Below are 20,270 nucleotides of genomic sequence, written 5' to 3'. Positions count from 1 at the left end.
TGCACGACGGCCCCCGCCATGCGCGGCGTCCGTCACATCCCTGTTCGATGCATGGACGTACAACAACACTGGAGACATCCCAATGAAAAACAGAATCGTGATCGGTTGCGCCGCGCTGGCGGGCGCGATAGCCAGCACCGGCGCCTTCGCGCAAAGCAGCGTGACGCTGTACGGCAACCTCGACGCCGCATTGCTGTACACGAGCAAGACGCTCGACGCCGCCACCGGCGCGAACGCCGGCCATCAGTTCGCGATGACCGACACCGGCATGACGCCGACGACCTTCGGGATGACCGGCACCGAGGATCTCGGCGGCGGCCTGAAGGCGAAATTCCAGCTCGAAAGCGGCTTTGCCGTCACCAACGGCGCGTTCGCCCATTCGAACGGCAACTTCTTCGGTCGCCAGGCGTGGGTCGGGCTCGACGGCGGCTTCGGCACGATCAAGGCTGGCGTGCAGTACTCGCCGTTCCTGCTCGCGATCTTCGATTCGGATCCGCGCAACTTCTCGCACTTCGGCAGCGGGCTGATCAACTACGTCGACAACGTGCTCGTGACGGGCCTGTTCAATCCGAACGCCGTGTCGTATACGAGCCCGACGATCGCCGGCCTCACCGGCAGCGCGATGTTCGCGTTCGGCGGCAAGGCCGGCGACTTCCAGGCCGGACGCCAGTATTCGGCGAGCGTCAAATACGAGCACGACGGCTTCATGATCAACGCCGCGTTCTACGACGGCAACGACGGCACCAACCCGACGCCGACGCCGAGCACCGTCGCGTTCGTCGGCCGCACGATCGGCGCCGCGTACCGGTTCGGCCCGGTCACCGCGAAGGCGTCGTTCGCGAGCTACAAGGTCGGCGGATCGTTCAGCAACAACGTATACGGCGGCGGCCTCGACTACCAGGCGACGCCGGCCGTCGACCTGAACGGCGGCGTCTGGTTCACCAGCGACCGCAACGACACGGCCAATCACTCGCTGCTCGCGGCTGTCGGCACGACCTACAGCCTGTCGAAGGCCACCGCGCTGTACGCGCAGGTCGCGATGGTCAACAACCACGGCGCGATGAACACCGGGCTCGGGATCAACAACGCGCTTTACGCGGTCACCGGAACGACCATCGGCGCGAACCTCGGGATTCGCCACCTGTTCTGATGTGCGCGGGCGGCGGTTGCCTTCGTCGAACCGCCGCCTTGCTGAATTCGTAGTCCGAAGCATCTTGCGTCGCGGTCGTCGCGGTCGTCGCGGTCGTCGCGGTCGTCGCGGTCGTCGCGGTCGTCGCGGTCGTCGCGGTCGTCGCGGTCGTCGCGGTCGTCGCGGTCGTCGCGGTCGTCGCGGTCGTCGCGGTCGTCGCGGTCGTCGCGGTCGTCGCGGTCGTCGCGGTCGTCGCGGTCGTCGCGGTCGTCGCGGTCGTCGCGGTCGTCGCGGTCGTCGCGGTCGTCGCGGTCGTCGCGGTCGTCGCGGTCGTCGCGGTCGTCGCGGTCGTCGCGGTCGTCGCGGTCGTCGCGGTCGTCGCGGTCGTCGCGGTCGTCGCGGTCGTCGCGGTCGTCGCGGTCGTCGGGCGATGGTGCATCCGCGCATCCGCACATCCGGATTCGACGCAGCTTCCATCATGCCCGCACGATCGCGCGACGCGCCGCGCCCCGCGCATCGCAGATCCGGTATAGACCGCCATCAACGCTGCCCGGACCGCCGAACCCTCGCCGGGCGCCGCACGACCAGTTGCCCGCCTGCGCCATCCGTGTCGTTTACGACCGGTTTCCGGGCGCATGACCGATAGTCCGCTTTCCCCGTTTCTCTACACTGCTTTACACCAACACACCCTTGCCGGGTGTCGCGTGGCGCGCGCCGCGCCCTCGACATCACGGCGATCCAGAGACAACCGCCTTCGTCCCCGACGGTTCCGCGCCCGCCCCCCGTGCGCCCGCTCGGCCGGCCGCGAAGGCTCCTTCCAGGAGCGTTCCTTGAGTTCATCGCAAGCGCACCCCGCGAAAGCCCGGTCTTCGCGCAAGGCCCTGAAGCTGGACGACATCACGATCGTCGACCCGGCCGTCCTGAAACGCGCGGTCGGGGCCATGGCGTTCGGCAACGCGATGGAATGGTTCGACTTCGGCGTCTACAGCTATATCGCCGTCACGCTCGGCAAGGTGTTCTTCCCATCGAGCAGCCCGTCCGCTCAGCTGCTCGCGACCTTCGGCACGTTCGCGGCCGCGTTCCTCGTGCGCCCGCTCGGCGGCATGGTGTTCGGCCCGCTCGGCGACCGCATCGGCCGCCAGCGCGTGCTCGCCGCCACGATGATCATGATGGCCGTCGGCACCTTCGCGATCGGCCTGATTCCCAGCTATGCATCGATCGGCATCATGGCGCCCGTGCTGCTGCTCGTCGCCCGCCTCGTGCAGGGCTTCTCGACCGGCGGCGAATACGGCGGCGCCGCCACCTTCATCGCGGAGTTCGCGACCGACCGGCGCCGCGGCTTCATGGGCAGCTTCCTCGAGTTCGGCACGCTGATCGGCTACACGCTCGGCGCGGCCACCGTCGCGGTGCTGACGGCCACGCTGTCGCAGGAAGCACTGTTGTCGTGGGGCTGGCGCGTGCCGTTCTTCATCGCCGGGCCGCTCGGCCTCGTCGGCCTCTACGTGCGGCTCAAGCTCGAGGAAACGCCCGCGTTCAAGAAGGAAGCCGAATCGCGCGAAGCGGACGAACGAGGGCGTCCGAGGCAGTCGTTCGGCACGCTGCTCGTCGAACAGTGGAGGCCGCTGCTGCAGTGCGTCGGCCTCGTGCTGATCTTCAACGTGACCGACTACATGGCGCTGTCGTACCTGCCGAACTACCTGTCGGCGACGCTGCACTTCAACGAGACGCACGGCCTCTTCATGGTGCTGATCGTGATGGTGCTGATGATGCCGATGACGCTCTACGCGGGCCATCTGTCCGACCGCGTCGGCCGCAAGCCGGTGATGATGGCCGGCTGCGTCGGCCTGCTCGTGCTGTCGGTGCCGGCGCTGCTGCTGATCCGTACGGGCGGGATGCTGCCCGTGTTCGGCGGGATGCTGATCTACGGCACGCTGCTGTCGACCTTCACCGGCGTGATGCCGTCCGCGCTGCCCGCGCTGTTCCCGACGCGGATCCGCTACGGCGCGCTCGCGATCGGCTTCAACGTGTCGGTGTCGCTGTTCGGCGGCACGACGCCGCTCGTCACCGCATGGCTCGTCGATCGCACCGGCGACCTGATGATGCCGGCCTACTACCTGATGGGTGCGTCGTTCATCGGCATCGTGTCGGTGCTCGCGGTGCGCGAAACCGCGCGGCGGCCGCTGCCCGGCTCCGCGCCGTGCGTCGCGAGCCGCGCGGAAGCGCAGGACCTGATTCGCCGCGGCGCCGACGAAGGCCGCGTGCGCGACCGCAAGTTCACGCCGATCGGCGAACGCGCGTAACACGCGTTACGCGCATCACGCCGGGCCGCATCACGCAGGCCCGCATCACACGACGCCGCGCGGCATCCGCCACCGGCGTCGCGCGCATGACGGTCAGCCCGCCGCGAGCTGCTGCTCGTCGAACCAGTCGAGCAGCATCCGCGTGACGAACGCCGGATTCTCCAGGTTCGAGATATGGCCGGCGTCTGGCACCAGCGCGTGGCGGCAGCCGATCACGCTCGCCATCTTCACCGTCTCGGACGGCGGGCGCGCCATGTCGCCCGCGCCGCACATCAGCAGCGTGCGTTCGCCGTCCAGGTCGGCGAGCGCGGCCAGCGTATCCGGTCGCCCGAAGATCAACCGGCCGAGCGGGGCGATCGATTCCCGCAGCCGGTCGGCCGGCAGCTTCGCGAGCGCCGCGCGAAACGCGCTCGGCACCGGGTCGGCCAGGTTCACGTCCGGCCGGAAGAACAGCGGCACGATCGCATCGAGCAGCGGCGGCACGACGCTGCCGGCGGCCTCGATCGCATCGAGCATCGCGAAGTAGCGCAGGCGCGTCGCGTCGGGCTCGGCCTCCAGCGACGCATCCATCAGTACGAGCGAGCGCACGCGCCGCGGTTCGCGCAACGCGAGCCGCGCACCCCACATCCCGCCGACGCTGAGGCCGACGACCGCGCATTGCTCGATCTCCAGCGCATCGAGCAACGCGCTCGCGTGTGCGGCGAGATCGTCGAGCGTCTGCGTTCCGGCGGGCAACGGACCCGACGCGCCATGCCCCCACAGGTCCGGCACGATCACGCGATAACGGCTGGACAACGCATCGATCTGCGGCGCCCACATCGCCGCGTCCCACAGATAGCTATGCCCGAGCAGCACCGGAAAGCCGGTGCCGTGATCCTGGTAATGCAGTGTGCTGTGCTGGATGGTCAGTGTGGGCATCGCGCCTCCGGGTTCATGTACGTATGGACGATCGATCGACGGCGGCCCGCAACCGGGCGCCTGGGTCAGCGGCGTATTGCGACGCACGCGAAGCCGCGAATCATCGCACAGGTAGCGGCGTTTGCGGATGACGAGTGACGCGTGACGCGTGCGGCGGCAACGACGCGCAGCGCGACGCGAGCGCGGAGCGGCCATCCACGCGGCGCGCGGGCGCTAGCCGACGCGATACAGCGGCAGCACGTTGCTGCCCGCGTTGTCCGGGGGCGCCTGGGGCGGAACGCTGGCTTCGTCGAGCAGCCAGTTGGTGAGCACCGCGATGTCGAATTCGTTGCACGCGTCGGGGTTCTGCACGACCGCGTAGCTGCCGGATGCAACGGTGCAGTGGGGAAACAGCTCGACGAGCCGGCCCTGCTTCAGCAGACCGTCGATCAGCGGCCGCCTGCCGATCGCGATGCCGTGCCCGTCGACGGCGGCCTGCACGAGCTGGTCATACTGACTGAAGTGCAGCGCACCGACCGGCCGCAGCCGCGGCACGCCGAGCGCCTTCAGCAGATTGCTCCACGCATACCACGGCCATTCGCCGCGCGGATCGTCGAGATGCAGCAGCACGTGCTTGTCGAGATCGTCCGGCGTCATCGACGGACGGCCGCCGACGGCCGTCGCGAGTGCGGGGCTGCACACCGCGACGACGCGTTCGCGAAACAGCACCTGCGTGTCGTCGAGCGGCGTGCACGGGCCCGCATAGCGGACCGCCAAGTGCAAACGTTTGCGTTTAAGATCCTCGATTTCGCTCGTCGCGGACACGCGCACATCGATGTCCGGATAGCTCGCGCGGAACGACCCGAGACGCGGAATCAGCCAGAGCGCCGCGAACGACACGGTGGTCGACAGCGAGATCGAGCGCTGGCCGACACTCGACGACAGCTTGCCCACGACCGACTCCAGGTCGGACAACGCGATCGAGATTGCGTCGTACAGCTCGCGCCCCTTGTCGGTCAATGTCAGCGAACGGATGTGCCGGTGAAACAGCTCGATCCGCAGCTGCTCCTCGAGCGCCTTGACCTGGCGACTCACGGCGGATTGCGTGACGTTCAACTCCTGCCCTGCCCGCGTGAAGCTCAAATGGCGCGCCGCGCATTCGAAGCCCCTCAGGAAATCAAGCGAAGGCATCCCTCGCAACCGTTTTGCCAATCTCACATTCGCCATACCGCCACCTCAAAATGACATTACCAACGGACAAGTCGCCTTTCGTCTCCCTGAGATCGTTTTATTTCCATTTGAAACCGGAAACGATTTTATAGCGAAGCATAGACGATTATCATTCTTGTTTTCAACCGTGACATTCATATTTATATATCAACGTCGATTTGCATCTTATTCTTACATTAGCATTATGAAATAGTGATTTTGTAAATCAGCCATTTCAATTTACCAGCGTGGGAAATTGCGCCATAAAAGCCCGCCACACAAGGGATTCAGTATGAAATTCGGCGTTCATTCGTCGATTCCAAGGCTTCGCCGGACAGAAAAATATGCGCCTACAATACAATTTCAATTACCTGTCTTTATAATCAATTTCCCGGATTATGGGAATTTCATAAACACTGGATCCGGTTCCACTCCATCTGAAAACCCGCAATCGATCGTTTATTAAAACCAGCTAAACACGAAAATATGCGGCGGTTTGTCACACCATTTTAAAAAATGATCTGGACGATTACGCGCGCCAATGGCCAGGCTCGCCGGACGGCATCGCCGCCCGGCGCTTCATGGCCTCGTTCCGTGGCCTCGTTCCGCCCACCGCGCGGCAGCCCGCGCGACCGGCTACACGCAGCCTGCCGGGTCGTTCACGCGCGCCGTGACCTCGCGACGATAGCGGTTCAACTCCTGCGCGGTCGCGAACGTGCGCTCGAACAGGATCGACAGGTTGTGCAGGATCCGGTCGACGACCTTCTTTTCCCACTCGCCGTCGAAGCGGATCTGCTCGTCGAGCCAGCGCTCGAGCCATTCCGGATCGGGCAGGCGCGACTGCACGGTGTCGCGCGGGAACAGCGCCTGGTTCACGTGCAGGTTGGTCGGGTGCAGCGGTTTCTCGGTGCGGCGCGCCGACGCCATCAGCACGCCGATCTTCGCGAACGCCGCGCGCGCGACGTCGCCGCAGTTGTTCAGCGCCTTCTTCATGTAGCGCAGGTAGGCGCCGCCATGGCGCGCTTCATCGCGCGAGATCGTTTCGTAGATGTGCTTGATGACCGGCTCGGTGTGCCAGTCGGCCGCGCAGCGATACCAGTGGTTCAGGCGGATCTCGCCGCAGAAGTGCAGCATCAGCGTCTCGAGCGGCGGCGCCGGATCGAACGGGAAGCGCACCGCGTGCAGCTCTTCCTCGGTCGGCACCATGTCCGGCCGGAAGCGGCGCAGGTATTCCATCAGCACGAGCGAATGCTTCTGCTCCTCGAAGAACCACACGCTCATGAACGCGGAAAAGTCGCTGTCGTGCTGGTTGTCGCGCAGGAACATTTCCGTTGCGGGCAGCGCCGACCATTCGGTGATCGCGTTCATCTTGATCGTCTTCGCGTGCTCGTCGGTGAGCCGCGACGCGTCAAAGCTGTCCCATGGAATGTCCTTCTCCATGTCCCAGCGCACGGCCTCGAGCGATCTGAAAAGTTCCGGATAGAGCATCATCGTCACCGTCGTCGGGAAGCGTTCGGGTTCGTGACCGGCCGCGCGGCACTCATGCGCTCATGCCGACTGCGTGGATGCCGGCGCGGCCGCGTCGGCATCGGCTTCGCGCTCGTCCGCGTCGTCGTCCACCGAGCGCGGCGCCAGCCGGCCGCGCAGCAACGCATAGTAGAACTGGCGATAGGTGCGGTGGTAATAACGGATACGTGGCGCGATCACGCCGTGCAGATCGTGCAGCCGCTCGATTGGCAGGTTCGGCATCATGTGGTGCTCGACGTGATAGTTGTTGCCGTTGGTGAACCACGTCATGAATGCATTGCTCTCGATCGTGCGCGTGTTGCGAAACGGATCGGTGCTCGTCAGCTCGCAGCGGTAATGCTCGGGCATCTCGATCAGCGCATGCACGGGCGCCGCGACGAGCACGAGCGGCACGACCCACACCCACACGACGAACCACGAGTGCAGCACGACCGACACGCCGGCCAGCAGCGCGATCGTCGCGACCATCAGCAGATGATCGCGGCGAATCGCCCGCGACACGAGCGGGTTGTCGCCGAAGCGCGCGCCCGGCACGACGAGCTTCGCGACGTTTTTCGCGAACTGCAGATAGTGCGCGGCCATCGACAGCCGCCACGCCCACAGCCCGGCGCTCACGACCGGGCTGGCGCCATACTGGTCGCCATAGTCGAAGAATTCCTTGTTCTCGGGCGTGCCGAGCAGCCGGTGATGACGCAGGTGGCTGTCCTGGTAAGCATGGAACGACACCAGCATCGGCATGCCGACCAGCACGCCGAACACCGTATTGAGCCGCTTGCTGCGGAACCCCTGGTAATGCAGCGCCTGATGCTGCAACTCGACGCCGTGCGCATAGGTCGCGCCGATCAGCAGCACGCCGACGATCTTCAGGACGACGAACGCAGACAGCGCGAACAGCATGCCGTGCGCAAGAAGCGCGACGTAGACCGCCAGCTTCAGCGAGAAGACCACGCCGCTCGGGCGGCTCTTCATGTCTGTAGCCGATTTCTGACGGGCGACAAGCGATGAGGTGACGGACAAAGCGCTCTCCTTGGCCGGACCCTGCCCGGCACCATGACACGGCAACGCTGGCGCGCGCCGGGATGCAATTCTTCTGTGAGTCGATGCCGCGGACAAACGAATTTTCCGAACGCATTGCATGACGCCCGCGCATGAGCGCACCACATCGTGAATTAGACGACCGGTCGAATGCGTACCGACCGTTCACCTCGTGGATGCGTGCCGTGCATGCATTGCCTGCATAGATTCCGTTTGTCGCGTCGCGCCGATGCGGCAAGAATCCTCCTCACTCGACGAACGGCGCCGCCGGCACCGTGGCGCGAGCGGCCGTGTTCCGCAACGGGAGAATCCTCGTGACGAAGTGCGCATCCACCATTCATCGCCTGATCGAGTCGCTCGAGGACGTCGACGGTGCGACGCACCGCATGGCGTTCGTCGACGATGCGGGCAACGAAGCCGGCATCACGTACCGGCGTTTCGCGGAAGCGGTGTTCCGCGAGGCCGGCGCACTGCGCGAACTCGGCGTGCACGAGAACGACATGGTGATGCTCGCGCTGCCGGCGTCCGTCGAGCATGCGGTCGCGATGATGGCCTGCGTGATGATCGGCGCATTGCCGTGCACCGTGCCGGTTCCCGCCCGACGCGCCACGGCCGGGCGTCAGGTGGTCGACGTCGCGTGCGAGCGATATCGTCCGCGCGTCGTCGTCGCCGCGGATGCACAGGCCGCCGCGTGGCACGACGCTGCGTTTCCGGCCGCGTCGACGCGCGTGGTCGATTTCGCGACGCTGTCGATGGCCGCGGACAGCGGCGCACGCGCGCTGATCAGCGCGAAGCATGGCCGCGATCCGCATCATATTCAGTTGACGTCCGGCTCGACGTCGCATCCGAAAGCGGCCGTGCTCAGCCACGAGAACGTGATCGCGAACGTGCTCGGAATCGGCGGGTCGGTGCGCTTCGACATCGCGGCCGGCGACGGCACCGCGTCGTGGCTGCCGCTCTATCACGACATGGGGCTGCTGACGCTGCTGTCGAACCTGCACTACCGCGCGCCGCTATTGATGATGCAGCCGAACAGCTTCATCCGGAACCCGCTCGGCTGGCTCAAGCGCATCGCGTCGGCGCGCGCGACCACGACGTCGGTGCCGACCTTCGCGCTGCGCTACTGCGTGCGCCGCTTCAACGCGGCCGCGATGGACGGCGTCGACCTGTCCGCGTGCCGCAACATCTTCATCGGCGGCGAACGCGTGGACGAAGCCACGCTGCGCGATTTCGCCGCGACGTTCGCGCCTTATGGCCTCGCCGCATCGGCGCTGCAGCCGTGCTACGGGATGGCCGAATCGACGCTCGCGGTATCGATGCACCGCGCGTGGCATGAAGGCGCGGTCGACGGTGCGCCGTACGTGATCGCCGACACGATCGGCCGGCGCGCGCTGATCGAGCAACGCGCGGCTCAACCAGTTACGCATGACGACAACCGCGACCCGCACGCGGAAACTGAAACCGTGCTCGCGATGGGCACGCCGATCGAAGGCATGGCGTTCTGTATCCTCGACGACGGCGACCATCCGCTCGCGGCACGCACGGTCGGCGAAGTCGCGATTCGCGGCACATCGGTGATGCTCGGCTACCTGAACCCGGACGACGGCGCGATCGCCGCGCCGCTGACCGCCGACGGCTGGTTCCGCACCGGCGACATCGGTTACGTCGCCGACGGTCAGCTGCATATTCTCGGGCGCAAGAAGGAAGTCATCATCATTCGCGGCAGCAACTACTTCCCGCACGAGATCGAGGAAGCGCTGGCCGCGCATCGGGCACTGCGCAAGAGCACCTGCATCGCCTTCGGGCTGCCCGATCCGCAGACGGGCACCGAACGCCTGGTCGTCGCGATCGAGGCACGGCCGGCCGACGCCACGCCGCAGACGCGCACCGAATGCCAGCAGCTGCTCGCATCGCGGATCGGCTTCGCCGCACAGGATCTGTGCTTCGTCGAACCCGGCTCGCTGCCGCGCACGACGAGCGGCAAGCTCCAGCGGCTGAAGTGTCGCGATCTGTATGCGACCGGCGCGCTGCCCGTGATCGCCGCGCCGGGCGAGACGGCGGCCGCCGGCGCCGACGCCCGGCAAGGAGCGTACGCATGACGGCCGTTCAGACCGCCGCGCTGCCGCCGGTGCTCGAGCTGCGCGACGTCACGCGCGTGTACGAAGGCGCCGGGCACGTCGTCGCGGTGCGCGGCGCGACGCTGTCGATCGGCCCGCGCGACGTCGTCGCGCTGGTCGGCCCGTCGGGCAGCGGCAAGAGCACGCTGCTCAACCTCGCCGGCTTCCTCGATGTGCCGACGAGCGGCGAACGCTGGCTCGAAGGCCGCCGCGTCGACAATGCGCCCGACACGCTCGAAAGGATTCGCCGCGAGCGCATCGGCTTCGTGTTCCAGCAGTTCAACCTGATTCCAGTGATGTCGGCGCTCGAAAACGTCGAGCTCGGCTGCTTCGCATGGGGCACGCCACGCACGCGCCGCGAGCGCGCCCGCGCGATGCTCGACGCGGTCGGCCTGGCCGCGCGCGAACGCCATCGCCCCGGCGAGCTGTCCGGCGGCGAGCAGCAGCGCGTCGCGCTGGCCCGCGCGCTGGCGAAGGAACCCGCGATCGTGATCGCGGACGAGCCGACCGCGAGTCTCGACAGCACCAACGCGCGGGCCGTCGCGGAGCTGATCCTCGACACCAACCGCACGCTGGGCACCGCCTTTCTGATTGCGTCGCACGACGATCGTCTGTGCGCGCGCCTGCCTCGCCGCATCGAGATGCGCGACGGCGTACCGGGAGTGAACCGTGAACTGGTCGACGTTTGCGTGGCGTAACCTCTGGCGAAACCGGCGCCGGACCCTGCTCACGATGGCGATGATCGGCGTCGCCGCGTTCGCGTCGAGCGTCGCGCTCGGCTATGTGATCGCGACCTTCGACGCGGTGCGCGAAGGGTCGATCGACAGCGGCGTCGGCCACGTGCAGGTGCTGCACCACGGCTACCTCGACCTGATCGGCGAGCGTCCGCTGCAATACGGGCTCTCCGCCGACGAACAGGCCGCCGCCGCGCAGGCCATCGCGAAACTGCCGGGCGTCGCGACCACCGCGCGCGGGATCGACTTCGACGGGCTCGTCTCGAACGGCGACCTCAGCTACGGCTTCGTCGGCGAAGGCGTCGAGCCGAACCGCGAGCCGCCCGGCTTCTTCGACTATCACACGGTGTTGTCGGGCCGCTATTTGTCCGCAACGAATGCCGGCACCGAAGTGGTGGTCGGCGCGGAGCTCGCGCGCAAGCTCGGCGTGCATGTCGGCTCGGTCGTGCAGCTGATGGCGTCGACCGCGCACGGCGGGATCAACGCGACCGACGCGCAGATCGTGGGCGTGATGAGCACCGGCAACAAGGATGTCGACGAGCGGATCGTCGACGTCACGTTCGGCGCGGCGCAGGCGCTGCTGCGCACCGACCGCGCGTCGCGCATCGCGGTGTTCCTGTCGGACACCGCGAACACGCCGACCGCCGCCGCGGCACTGCGCGCCGCGCTGCCGCAACTCGACGTGCGGACCTGGGACCAGCTCGTGTCGCTCTATCACCAGGTCGTCGCGCTGTACAGGAACCAGTTCTCGGTGTTCGGCGCGATTCTGTGCGTGACGATTTTGCTGTCGATGAGCAACTGGATCCTGATGAGCATCGTCGAGCGCCGCCGCGAAATCTCCACGCTGCGCGCGCTCGGCGTGCCGGCGTCGACGGTGCGCGGCGTGCTGATCCGCGAGACCGCGCTGCTCGGCCTGCTCGGCGCCGCCGCCGGCATCGCCGTCGCGCTGCTCGCGATGGTCGCGCTCAACCACGCGCAGATCCACCTGCCCGCGCCGCCGGGCCGCGTGAAGCCGATCCTGCTCGAATTCGCGGTGTCGCCGGCCGCCATCGCCGCCGTCGAATGCGCGTTCGTCGTGCTCGGCGTCGCGGCCGCCGTGCTCGCGACGCTCGGGCTCGCCAAACGCAACATCCTCGAAGGACTCGCCCCATGACCCGCATTCGCCTCATTCGCGCGACGCTCGCTGCGCTCGCCACGATGGTTGCGTGCACACCGGCCGCCCGCGCGTCGGACGCGCCCACCGCTGCACAAACCATGCTCGCCCGCGCCGATGCCTATCGCAGCACGGCCGCCGATACGCAGACCAACATCGAGATCACGAACGTCGTCGGCGGCCAGTCCGGCGACGCGACGCGCTACCTCGTCTACACGCGCGGCAACGGCGACACGCTCGCGCTGACCCGCAGCGGCGAGAACGACGGCCAGAAGTATCTGGCGACGACGCGCGGCCACTGGTTCTACGTGCCGAACACGCGCAGCGCGGTGCGCATCAACGGGATGCAGCGGCTGCAGGGCGAAGTCGTGATCAGCGACATCACGCGCACGCACTGGGCCGACAGCTATCGCGCGAGCACCGCGCCCGGCACGACGACGATCGCCGGCAAGCCGGCCACCGAGCTCGACCTCACCGCGACCGACCCGGACAACGTCTATCCGACCATCAAGCTGTGGGTCGTGCCGGACACCGACGTGCCGGTGCGCGCGCAGTTCTTCCTCGCGAGCGGCCTGCTGTTCCGCAGCGCCGATTTCTCGGCGCCGGTCGATGCGAACGGCCGCAAGGTGATCCGCAAGATCACGTATCGCAACGAGATCGAGAAGCAGCGCGCGAGCGTCGTCGACATTCTCGACGGCGGGCCGCACCGGATTCCGTCGGGCTGGTTCAATCCCGACACGCTCGCCGATGGTCAGTGAGTACGACGCCGATGCCGACGTTCATCGTGACCGCCCTCGCCGCTCGCGCCATCGCGCCGGCCGCACCGGCCGCAACTGGCACGGTGCCGCGCTTGCCGTGCCGCTCGCGCTCGGCTGCTCATTCGCGCACGGAGCCTCGCTGATGGAACAGCTCAGCACCCTGAACGGCATCGCGTACGCGCGCTCGGTCGACAGCATGGACGGCCACGCGCTGCTCGGCAGCCTGATCGGCGACGAGCCGCGCAACCAGCAGGAAGCCGGCGTGCTCGCGCGCATCGACGGCGAGAACCTGTTCATGAATGCGCGCGTCGTCGCGAGCAACCACTCGCTCGGCGCACAGGCCACCCGCTTCAACGAGGTCGGCGTGCGCTACGCGTTCGACAACGGGATCACGCTGACGGCCGGCAAGCGGATCGACACGCTCGATACGTCGCAGGCGTTCTTCCCGCTCGGTTTCTTCCAGAAGCGCGCGGCGACAGCCGACATCTACGACCGCTACGGCGACGTCGAAGGCACGCCGCTCGTCGAGGCGAAATGGGCCGGCGAGCAGACCACGCTGCAGTTCATCGCCGGCCAGAACCGCACGCTGCGCAACGATGTCGACAACCGCGACGTCGAGGGCGCGACGCAGCTCGTGCGCGGCGCATATAACGGGTCGGGCGGCTCCGCCGCGTTGCTCGTCGGCCGCCATGCGGGCCGTGGCGGCGCCGGCGCGACGCTGTCGTTCGACGTCGCGAGTTCGAACACCGTCTATGCGAGCGCGTGGGTCGAGCGCGGCACGACGCGGCCGCTGCCCGCGTTCATCGCGAACGGCACGCCGCTCGATGCGCCGGCCGCGTACGACGCCGTCGACCGCCGCAACGACCGCCAGTACATGTGGCGCAGCGCGCTCGGGATGCAGAGCGCGCTGCCCGGCAACCTGTCGCTGATCGTCGAGTGGTCGCACGACGAAGCGCGCTTCGACGCGAGCCAATGGCGCCGGATGGTCGGCGCGGTGCGCGCGAACAACGCGCTGCTGCCCGCGGCGCCCGGCGCGGCGCTCGCCGGCCTCGGCGGCACCGCGAACTTCGTCAGCGTCGACGGCAACCTGCGCGACTACCTGTTCGCGCGACTCGGCAAGAAGATCGGCCGCGTCGAGTATTCGCTGCGCGGCGTCTATTCGCCGCAGGACAAGGGCCTGCTCGCGATCGCGCAGGTCGTCGCCGACGTGAACAAGCGCGTGAGCGTCGACGTCGCCGTGTCGCACGCGTTCTCCGACAGCCACTCCGAGTACCGGATGGTCGGTCTCGCCACCCGAATCGACGCCGCCGTGCGCGTGCGCTTCTGACAGGAACTCCGCCATGTCCACGCTTTCCGTTCCCGCCTCGTCCGCTTCGTCCGCCGCGCTGCTGTCGCCGCGCGTGGCCGAGCAGGCCGCGTATCCGGTGCTGCGCCACCTCGACCTGATCGCGACGCCGCCGCGCGCGGCCGCCCGGCTCGTCGAAGCCGCCGCCGTGCGGCTCCTCGACAGCGAGATGGTGATCGCGCTGCGGGCCGCGACGCCGGACGTGCTGCCCGACTCGTCGGCCGCGACGCCGCTGCGCCACGACGAAGCGCCGCTCACCGAGGCGCTGCTCGAGCAGATCGGCCGCGAAGGCTTCCACCATCTGTTCAAGCCGTTCATGCGCGCGTTCATCCGCATCATGTTCGGGCTGTTCTTCTCTGACGACCAGAACCGCCGCGCGTGCGACTGCATCGATGCCGGCCACAACTTCGCGTTCCTGATGAGCGACGGCGGCGGCCCGACCCTCGCCGCGTGGCGCACCGCGATACGCAGCGACGACCAGGGCCTCGCGCTCACGGTCGACAAGGTGTGGGGCATCGAGGCACACCGCGACTGCATGGCCATCGTCGCCGCCCGCCTGCCGGGCGTGATGTTCCCGGCCGCGTATCTCGTGTGGCCCGACGAATACCGCAAGCTCGCGCGCGTGACGTGCGGCGCGCCGTTCCTCGCCGGCAACCTGCAGCTCGCGAACGTCGCCGGCCAGGTGCGCGTGCACGCCGAGGACCGCCTGCGGATCGGCGGCCCGACCGTATTCAACAAGTACCTGACCGTCGTGCGGCCGTATTTCGTGCGTGCGCTGATGGCGCATGTCGGCTGGCTGGAGGCGACCGGCCGCGTCGAGCTGGACGCGGACGCGCGCGCCGTGCACCGCTTCATCGCCGCGGCCGCGCACGCGCAGACCGACGACGCGAACTACAGCTTCGGCAAGGTGCAGCGCGTGCTCGCGATCAAGCTGCTGTCGAACGAGTTCCTGACGGCGCTCGTGCGCGACGGCAAGGTCGCGACGTTCGACGATCAGCGCGACCTGCTCGCGTTTTCGAAAATGGAAGGCAGTTCGTACCGTTGTTATCACGAGCTTCGCAAGAGCCTGCGCTGCGAAGCCGGCAGTTGACCCCGCGACAGGCCGATCGATCCCGATCAACCCAACTCAAGACCCAAGGAGCTCCTCTCATGACGACCCAGACCGTTCCGGCCGACGCGCTCGACATCCTGTCCCGCGAAGTCGCGAAGATCCTCAACGTCGAAACCGTCGATACGGACGCCGGCATCGGCGAGCTCGGCATCGATTCGCTGAACATCGTCGAGCTGATCGTGTTCTGCGAACAGCTGTACGGTTCGATCGATCCGGAAGCGCTGAACATCACGCAGTACACGACGCTGCAGCAGCTCGACGCGCAACTGCGTCGCCAGCAGCACGCGGCCTGATCTGGCGATGCTCGCGCCCCTTGCCACCGCGGCGGCGCACGACGCCGCGCTGCCGGCCCCGGCCACCGCGTTGACGGTGCAGGCGCTCGCGTACCGGCGCGTCGCGCCGTCGCGCGACGGCCACGCCGTGCCGCTCGACGACACGGCGCGGGCGATCGGCGCACTCGCCTGCGCCGAGCGCGAGCGGGTGTGCGGCGCGATCGGCGCGGACGACTACGTGCTCAGCTCGACGATCCTGTCGATGCTGCTGATGAACGACTCGCCGCAGCATCGCGTGTTCGCGCGTGCGCTGGCCGGCGCGAACGACTACGGGCCCGACTGGATGACGTGCTCGTACGAGTGCGCCGGCTGGGGCTACGTGCTGCGCCGCACGCTCGCGACGGCCGCCGAGACGGGGCCGCGCACGCTGCTGCTGCAGATCGTCGATATCGACGTGCACGGCTATACGTACTGGCACGGCAACCCCGCGTGGGGCCGCTCGGGTTTCGGCGTGTGCACGCTGCTCGTCGACGTCGGCCGCGAGGCGACGCCGTCGGTGCTCGCGGATGCCGCGCCGCCCGCGAGCGCGGTCGTGCGGCTCGGCCGCGACATCCGCGGATTCTGCGCGGCGCGGCCCGGCGTGCGCGCGGCGCTGCCGTTCTTTCCGGCCACGTCGCGCCGCGCGCTGCTCGCGTCGGTCGGCAAGACCCCGTTGCTGCCCGACGGCCACGGGTTGTTCGGTCATGCGTTCGGCAGCGATCCGTGGCTGTCGGTGCTGCTCGCGCACCGCGACGGCGACACGCCCCGCCGCGCGGCCGTCTGCTCGCTCGCGTTGAACGGCTATTACGCGATCGCCGACGTCGCGTTCGCGCCGGACGCGCTGCTCTCTCTCGACAGCGAGGCCTGACATGGTGCGCCCCGTTCACTTCACCTACCGGATCGAGCGCGATGCGCGGCAGCCGGTCACTGTGGCCGCGAGCGCATACCGGATGCCGCTCGACACGCCGGCCGACTATGCGCGCGCGGCCCTCGCGGATGCCGCGGGCGACGCCCACGTTGCACACCTCATGCCCGACGGCGAACGCCGCGTGCTGCTCGACCATGTCCAGTATTTCGCGTTCCTCGCGGACGTCACGCGGCGCGTGCGCGCCGCCGTGCATGCGGATGCGCGCCTGTTCATCGAAGTCTGCGCGCCGTACTTCGGCGCGCTGCCGGCCGAGCTGCTCGCGCCGCACGTGTTGCTCGGCGTGAACCTGTACGGCGAAGCGCTGCGCGATGCGACGCGCGGCACGCCGGTCGTGTGGATCGGCGACCGCATCCTGCGCGACGCGGAGTTCGCCGGCGACAACCGCGTGCATTGCGCGATCTGGCCCGCGCGGCTCGCCGATGCGTTCGACGCGCAGCTGCGCGGCCCGTGGCCCGCGTATGCGATCCGCGTCGAGCCGCACGCGTCGCTTTCCGCGCATCCCGCCTTTTCCGCGTTATCCGATTCCGCCCATCATTCCGGCGCCGCCGCGCTGCCGGGGAGACCATGACATGACTGACACGCTCACCGTTATGCAGGACACGGCCGACATTCGCTGGTCGATGCCCGTCGACGCGCTGATGTCGAACGACTATGCGCTGCGCGAAGAGGCGCTGAACCGGTTGTACGAGAAGGCGAAGGCCGCGCAGTGGGACGTCGCGACCGACGTCGACTGGAGCCACGAACTCGATCCGGCCAACCCGCTCGGGATGCCCGACCCGACACTGCTGATCTACGGCACCGAGCTGTGGGGCAAGCTGTCCGACGCGGACAAGCGCGAGGTGCGCCATCACGCGCAGGGCTGGCTGCTGTCGCAGATCCTGCACGGCGAGCAGGCGGCGCTGATCTGCGCGTCGAAGCTCGCGTCGGCCGAGGATGGGCTGAGCGCGCGGCTGTGCGCGGCCGCGCAGATGATGGACGAAGCGCGCCACGTCGAGGCGTACGCGAAGCTCGTCAACGAGAAGCTCGACGTCAGCTACCCGATGAGCCGTTCGCTGAAGGGGCTGTTGCACGACACGATCACGAGCAGCGCGCTCGACATGACGAACCTCGGGATGCAGGTGCTCGTCGAGGGCATCGCGCTGTCGATCTTCCAGAGCGTCGTCGCGTACAGCACGGACCCGTTCATCAAGGATCTGTTCATGCGGATCCAGCGCGACGAGTCGCGCCACTTCGCGGTCGGCCGGATCACGCTGTGCCGGGTGTATGCGGAGATGAGCGCGCACGAGCTGCGCGAGCGCGAGCAATTCGTGTGCGAAGGCGCGGCCGTGCTGTACGAGCACCTGTGCGCGGACGACATCTGGGAACCGATGGGGCTGTCGAAGCGCGAATGCAGCGCGATGGTCCGCGAATCTCCGGTGTCGAGCTCGATCCGCCGCTCGATCTTCCGGCGGCTCGTGCCGACGATCCGCGAAATGGGCCTGCTCACGCCGACGGTGCAGGCGACCTTCGAAAAACTCGACGTCCTCGACTACGCGGCGATGCCGCTCAACTGACATGACGATGGCCTCCTCCCCAGCATCCCGCGACCCCGGCTTCTGGATCGGCATCGACGCGGTGGCCTACGAGCTGCCGGGCCCGCCCGTCGACATCGAGGCCTGGGCCGCCGAACGCGACTATCCGGCCCAGCGCGCGGCCGCGATCGCGCAGTCGGGCAGCCGCTATTTCCACATGGCGCTCGACACGAGCGAAACCGACCTCGCGATCGCGGCGGCCGACAGCCTGCTCGACTCGGCCCGCGTGCAGCCGTCCGACATCGGCGCGATCGTGCACGTGCACACGCAGCAGTTCAGCGTGCCGCCCGCGCCGCGCAGCCTGCCGCACGAACTCGCCGCGCGCTTCGGGATCGAGCCGCTGTGGCTCGGCTCCGTCGCGCAGTTGAACTGCGTGTCGGTTGCAGCCGGCATCGAGACGATCCGCGCGCTGATGCGCCGTCACCCGCAGCTCGACGCCGCGCTGCTCGTGTCGTCCGACCGCGTGTACGGCGAGGATTTCCGGATGCGGCAGATGACGGGCGTGCAATGCGACGGCGCGGCCGCGATGCTGATCGCGCGCAACAGCACGAAGAACCGGCTCGGCGGGATCGCGATCGAGACGCATGCGAAATGGCATCGCGGCTCGGACACCGTCGCCGCGAACGAGGCCGACCTGATCATGATGGAGTGGCCATACACGCGCAAGGCGATCGACGCCGCGGTCGCGCTGGAGCCGCACGCGCTCGACGCGTACGAGCTCGTGCTGCCGCACAACGCGGACCTGCCCGGCTGGAACGCGCTATGCCGCGCGATGCGCGTGCCAGCCGAGCGGTTGTATGCACAGAACATCCATGCGCGCGGCCATGCGTGCTGTTCGGATTTCCCGATCAACGTGGCGGACGTCGGGCTCGACGCGGTCGCGCACGGCAAGCGCGTGCTGGGCGTGATGCAGTCGAACTGCGGCGCCTATGCGGCCGCCACGCTTCATCCGGTGGGCCGCCATGACGCCTGAGCGCCCGCTTCCGCCCGCCGCCGACTACGGCTGGCTCGCCGACCTGCGCACGCCGTGCTACGTGTACGAGCCGGAAGTCGCGATCGCGCGCTACCGGTCGCTGAAGGCGCGGCTCGGCACGAAGCTGATCGTGTCGCTGAAGGCGAACCCGAACCAGGACATGCTCGCGCGCTGCGCGCATGCGTACGAGGACGGCGTCGAACTCGCGAGCCGCGGCGAACTCGACGCGGTGATCGGCCGGATCCGCACGCCGCGCTACCTGAACAACCCGTCGATGGACGAGATGTTCATGCGCGCGGGGCTCGCATCGCGCTGTCATTTCGTACTCGACAACCCGGACGCGGTCGCGCGCTTCGTGCCGCTTGCACGCGAAGCGGCGACCGGCGGCGCCACGCCGGGCGCCGTGCTGCTGCGCATGAACGCGGGCGCGCTCGCCGGCGAGCACGCGCGGGCGCTGTGGCACGACCACTTCGGGATGACGCCGAACGAAGCGCACGACGCGGTGCGCACGCTCGCGGCCGCCGGCTTGCCCGCGGCCGGGCTGCACGTGTTCTCGGGCCCGCACTCGTTCATCCGCCAGGACGCGGCGCAGCCCGATACGCTCGTGCTGCCCGAGCGCCTCGCCGCGCTCGCCCGCGATCTCGCGCCCGCCAACGGCGCGCCGCTCAGTGCGCTGAGCCTCGGCGGCGGCTTTGCCGACGATCATCCGGGCGACGCCGCATTCGAGCGCTATGCGGCCGCGCTCGCGCCGCTGGCCGGCGACTACACGCTCGCGCACGAAGCCGGCCGCGCGATCTTCGCGGACGCCGGTGTGTTCGCGACGCGGGTCGTCGCGGTCAAGCCGTGGCAGGACCGCACGATCGCGGTGTGCGACGGCGGCCTGTCGCATGCGTTCCTGCTCGCGCAGACCGAATCAGTGATGCGCCGGCTCGCCGCGCCGTCGCTCGTGCGCCGCGGCGCCGCGCCACCGTCGCGCGCCGTGCCGACGCTCTACGTCGGCAGCACCTGCAGCCGCGCGGACGTGATCGGCCGCGACGACACGGGCGCACCGCCGCAGGTCGGCGACATCGCCGTGTTCGCCCGGTGCGGCGCGTATCACCGCACGTACGCGATGGCGCATTTCCTGTCCCACGAAGCCGCGCACGTTTACGTGCGGCCCGCCTAGACCTCCC

At 68.3% G+C, this 20,270-nt stretch carries 19 protein-coding genes; 14 read left to right on the top strand and 5 right to left on the bottom strand.

What is annotated here, in order from left to right; all coding sequences use genetic code 11:
- Positions 1-82 precede the first annotated feature (82 nt).
- Positions 83-1,150, top strand: a complete 1,068-nt coding sequence (locus BAMB_RS30695; protein ID WP_011661032.1) for a porin — start codon at positions 83-85, stop codon at positions 1,148-1,150.
- On the opposite strand, the gene BAMB_RS35700 is transcribed toward BAMB_RS30695, so the two are convergent.
- Positions 1,093-1,584 carry a hypothetical protein gene (locus tag BAMB_RS35700; RefSeq protein WP_050812327.1) on the bottom strand — a complete coding sequence of 164 codons (492 nt, stop codon included), beginning with the start codon at positions 1,582-1,584 and terminating at the stop codon, positions 1,093-1,095. The genes BAMB_RS30695 and BAMB_RS35700 overlap by 58 nt on opposite strands.
- Positions 1,585-1,959: 375 nt before the next feature.
- Between BAMB_RS35700 and proP the strand changes: the two genes are divergently transcribed.
- Positions 1,960-3,429, top strand: a complete 1,470-nt coding sequence (gene proP / locus BAMB_RS30685) for a glycine betaine/L-proline transporter ProP (protein WP_041491798.1) — start codon at positions 1,960-1,962, stop codon at positions 3,427-3,429.
- 93 nt (positions 3,430-3,522) lie between these two features.
- On the opposite strand, the gene BAMB_RS30680 is transcribed toward proP, so the two are convergent.
- The 4 genes from BAMB_RS30680 to BAMB_RS30665 form a co-directional block, all read right to left on the bottom strand.
- Positions 3,523-4,347, bottom strand: coding sequence for an alpha/beta fold hydrolase (locus BAMB_RS30680; RefSeq protein ID WP_011661029.1), 825 nt, complete (start codon positions 4,345-4,347; stop codon positions 3,523-3,525).
- Positions 4,348-4,560: 213 nt separating this feature from the next.
- A complete protein-coding gene (locus BAMB_RS30675; protein WP_011661028.1) occupies positions 4,561-5,553 on the bottom strand; it encodes a LysR substrate-binding domain-containing protein in 993 nt (330 codons plus the stop codon).
- A 618-nt stretch (positions 5,554-6,171) separates the two neighbouring features.
- Positions 6,172-7,023 carry a ferritin family protein gene (locus BAMB_RS30670; protein ID WP_011661027.1) on the bottom strand — a complete coding sequence of 284 codons (852 nt, stop codon included), beginning with the start codon at positions 7,021-7,023 and terminating at the stop codon, positions 6,172-6,174.
- A gap of 60 nt (positions 7,024-7,083) precedes the next feature.
- A complete protein-coding gene (locus BAMB_RS30665) occupies positions 7,084-8,031 on the bottom strand; it encodes a fatty acid desaturase family protein (protein WP_011661026.1) in 948 nt (315 codons plus the stop codon).
- A gap of 380 nt (positions 8,032-8,411) precedes the next feature.
- Here BAMB_RS30665 and BAMB_RS30660 point away from each other — a divergent pair, with 380 nt between their 5' ends.
- The 12 genes from BAMB_RS30660 to BAMB_RS30605 are packed head-to-tail and all read left to right on the top strand — an operon-like array spanning position 8,412 to position 20,263.
- A complete protein-coding gene (locus BAMB_RS30660) occupies positions 8,412-10,196 on the top strand; it encodes an AMP-binding protein (protein WP_011661025.1) in 1,785 nt (594 codons plus the stop codon).
- Complete coding sequence (locus BAMB_RS30655) at positions 10,193-10,912, top strand: ABC transporter ATP-binding protein (protein WP_011661024.1); 720 nt, start codon at positions 10,193-10,195, stop codon at positions 10,910-10,912. The genes BAMB_RS30660 and BAMB_RS30655 overlap by 4 nt, the downstream gene beginning before the upstream one ends.
- Positions 10,913-10,946: 34 nt before the next feature.
- Positions 10,947-12,101, top strand: a complete 1,155-nt coding sequence (locus tag BAMB_RS30650; protein WP_227739255.1) for an ABC transporter permease — start codon at positions 10,947-10,949, stop codon at positions 12,099-12,101.
- Entirely contained in the window at positions 12,098-12,859 is a 762-nt protein-coding gene (locus BAMB_RS30645) for an outer membrane lipoprotein-sorting protein (protein ID WP_011661022.1), read from the top strand. The genes BAMB_RS30650 and BAMB_RS30645 overlap by 4 nt, the downstream gene beginning before the upstream one ends.
- Positions 12,849-14,186 (top strand): hypothetical protein, encoded by a 1,338-nt coding sequence (locus tag BAMB_RS30640; RefSeq protein ID WP_011661021.1) that lies wholly within the window; start codon positions 12,849-12,851, stop codon positions 14,184-14,186. The genes BAMB_RS30645 and BAMB_RS30640 overlap by 11 nt, the downstream gene beginning before the upstream one ends.
- Positions 14,187-14,199: 13 nt before the next feature.
- A complete protein-coding gene (locus tag BAMB_RS30635; protein ID WP_011661020.1) occupies positions 14,200-15,294 on the top strand; it encodes a hypothetical protein in 1,095 nt (364 codons plus the stop codon).
- Between the two features lie 59 nt (positions 15,295-15,353).
- Positions 15,354-15,608, top strand: a complete 255-nt coding sequence (locus BAMB_RS30630) for an acyl carrier protein (RefSeq protein ID WP_011661019.1) — start codon at positions 15,354-15,356, stop codon at positions 15,606-15,608.
- A 7-nt stretch (positions 15,609-15,615) separates the two neighbouring features.
- Complete coding sequence (locus tag BAMB_RS30625) at positions 15,616-16,494, top strand: hypothetical protein (RefSeq protein WP_011661018.1); 879 nt, start codon at positions 15,616-15,618, stop codon at positions 16,492-16,494.
- A 1-nt stretch (position 16,495) separates the two neighbouring features.
- Positions 16,496-17,122: a hypothetical protein gene (locus BAMB_RS30620; RefSeq protein ID WP_011661017.1), complete on the top strand. Its 627-nt coding sequence runs from the start codon at positions 16,496-16,498 to the stop codon at positions 17,120-17,122.
- Between the two features lies 1 nt (position 17,123).
- Positions 17,124-18,107 carry a ferritin-like domain-containing protein gene (locus BAMB_RS30615; protein WP_011661016.1) on the top strand — a complete coding sequence of 328 codons (984 nt, stop codon included), beginning with the start codon at positions 17,124-17,126 and terminating at the stop codon, positions 18,105-18,107.
- Position 18,108: 1 nt separating this feature from the next.
- On the top strand, positions 18,109-19,098 hold the full coding sequence (locus BAMB_RS30610; protein WP_011661015.1) for a beta-ketoacyl-[acyl-carrier-protein] synthase family protein: 990 nt from the start codon (positions 18,109-18,111) through the stop codon (positions 19,096-19,098).
- Positions 19,088-20,263, top strand: coding sequence for a PLP-dependent decarboxylase (locus tag BAMB_RS30605; protein WP_011661014.1), 1,176 nt, complete (start codon positions 19,088-19,090; stop codon positions 20,261-20,263). Before BAMB_RS30610 ends, BAMB_RS30605 begins: the two co-directional genes overlap by 11 nt.
- The last annotated feature ends 7 nt before the right edge of the window (positions 20,264-20,270 follow it).

Source organism: Burkholderia ambifaria AMMD (assembly GCF_000203915.1).
In the GTDB taxonomy this organism is placed as follows: domain Bacteria; phylum Pseudomonadota; class Gammaproteobacteria; order Burkholderiales; family Burkholderiaceae; genus Burkholderia; species Burkholderia ambifaria.
Note: the sequence above shows the minus strand (reverse complement) of the source record. Positions and strands in the feature narration are given on the sequence as shown.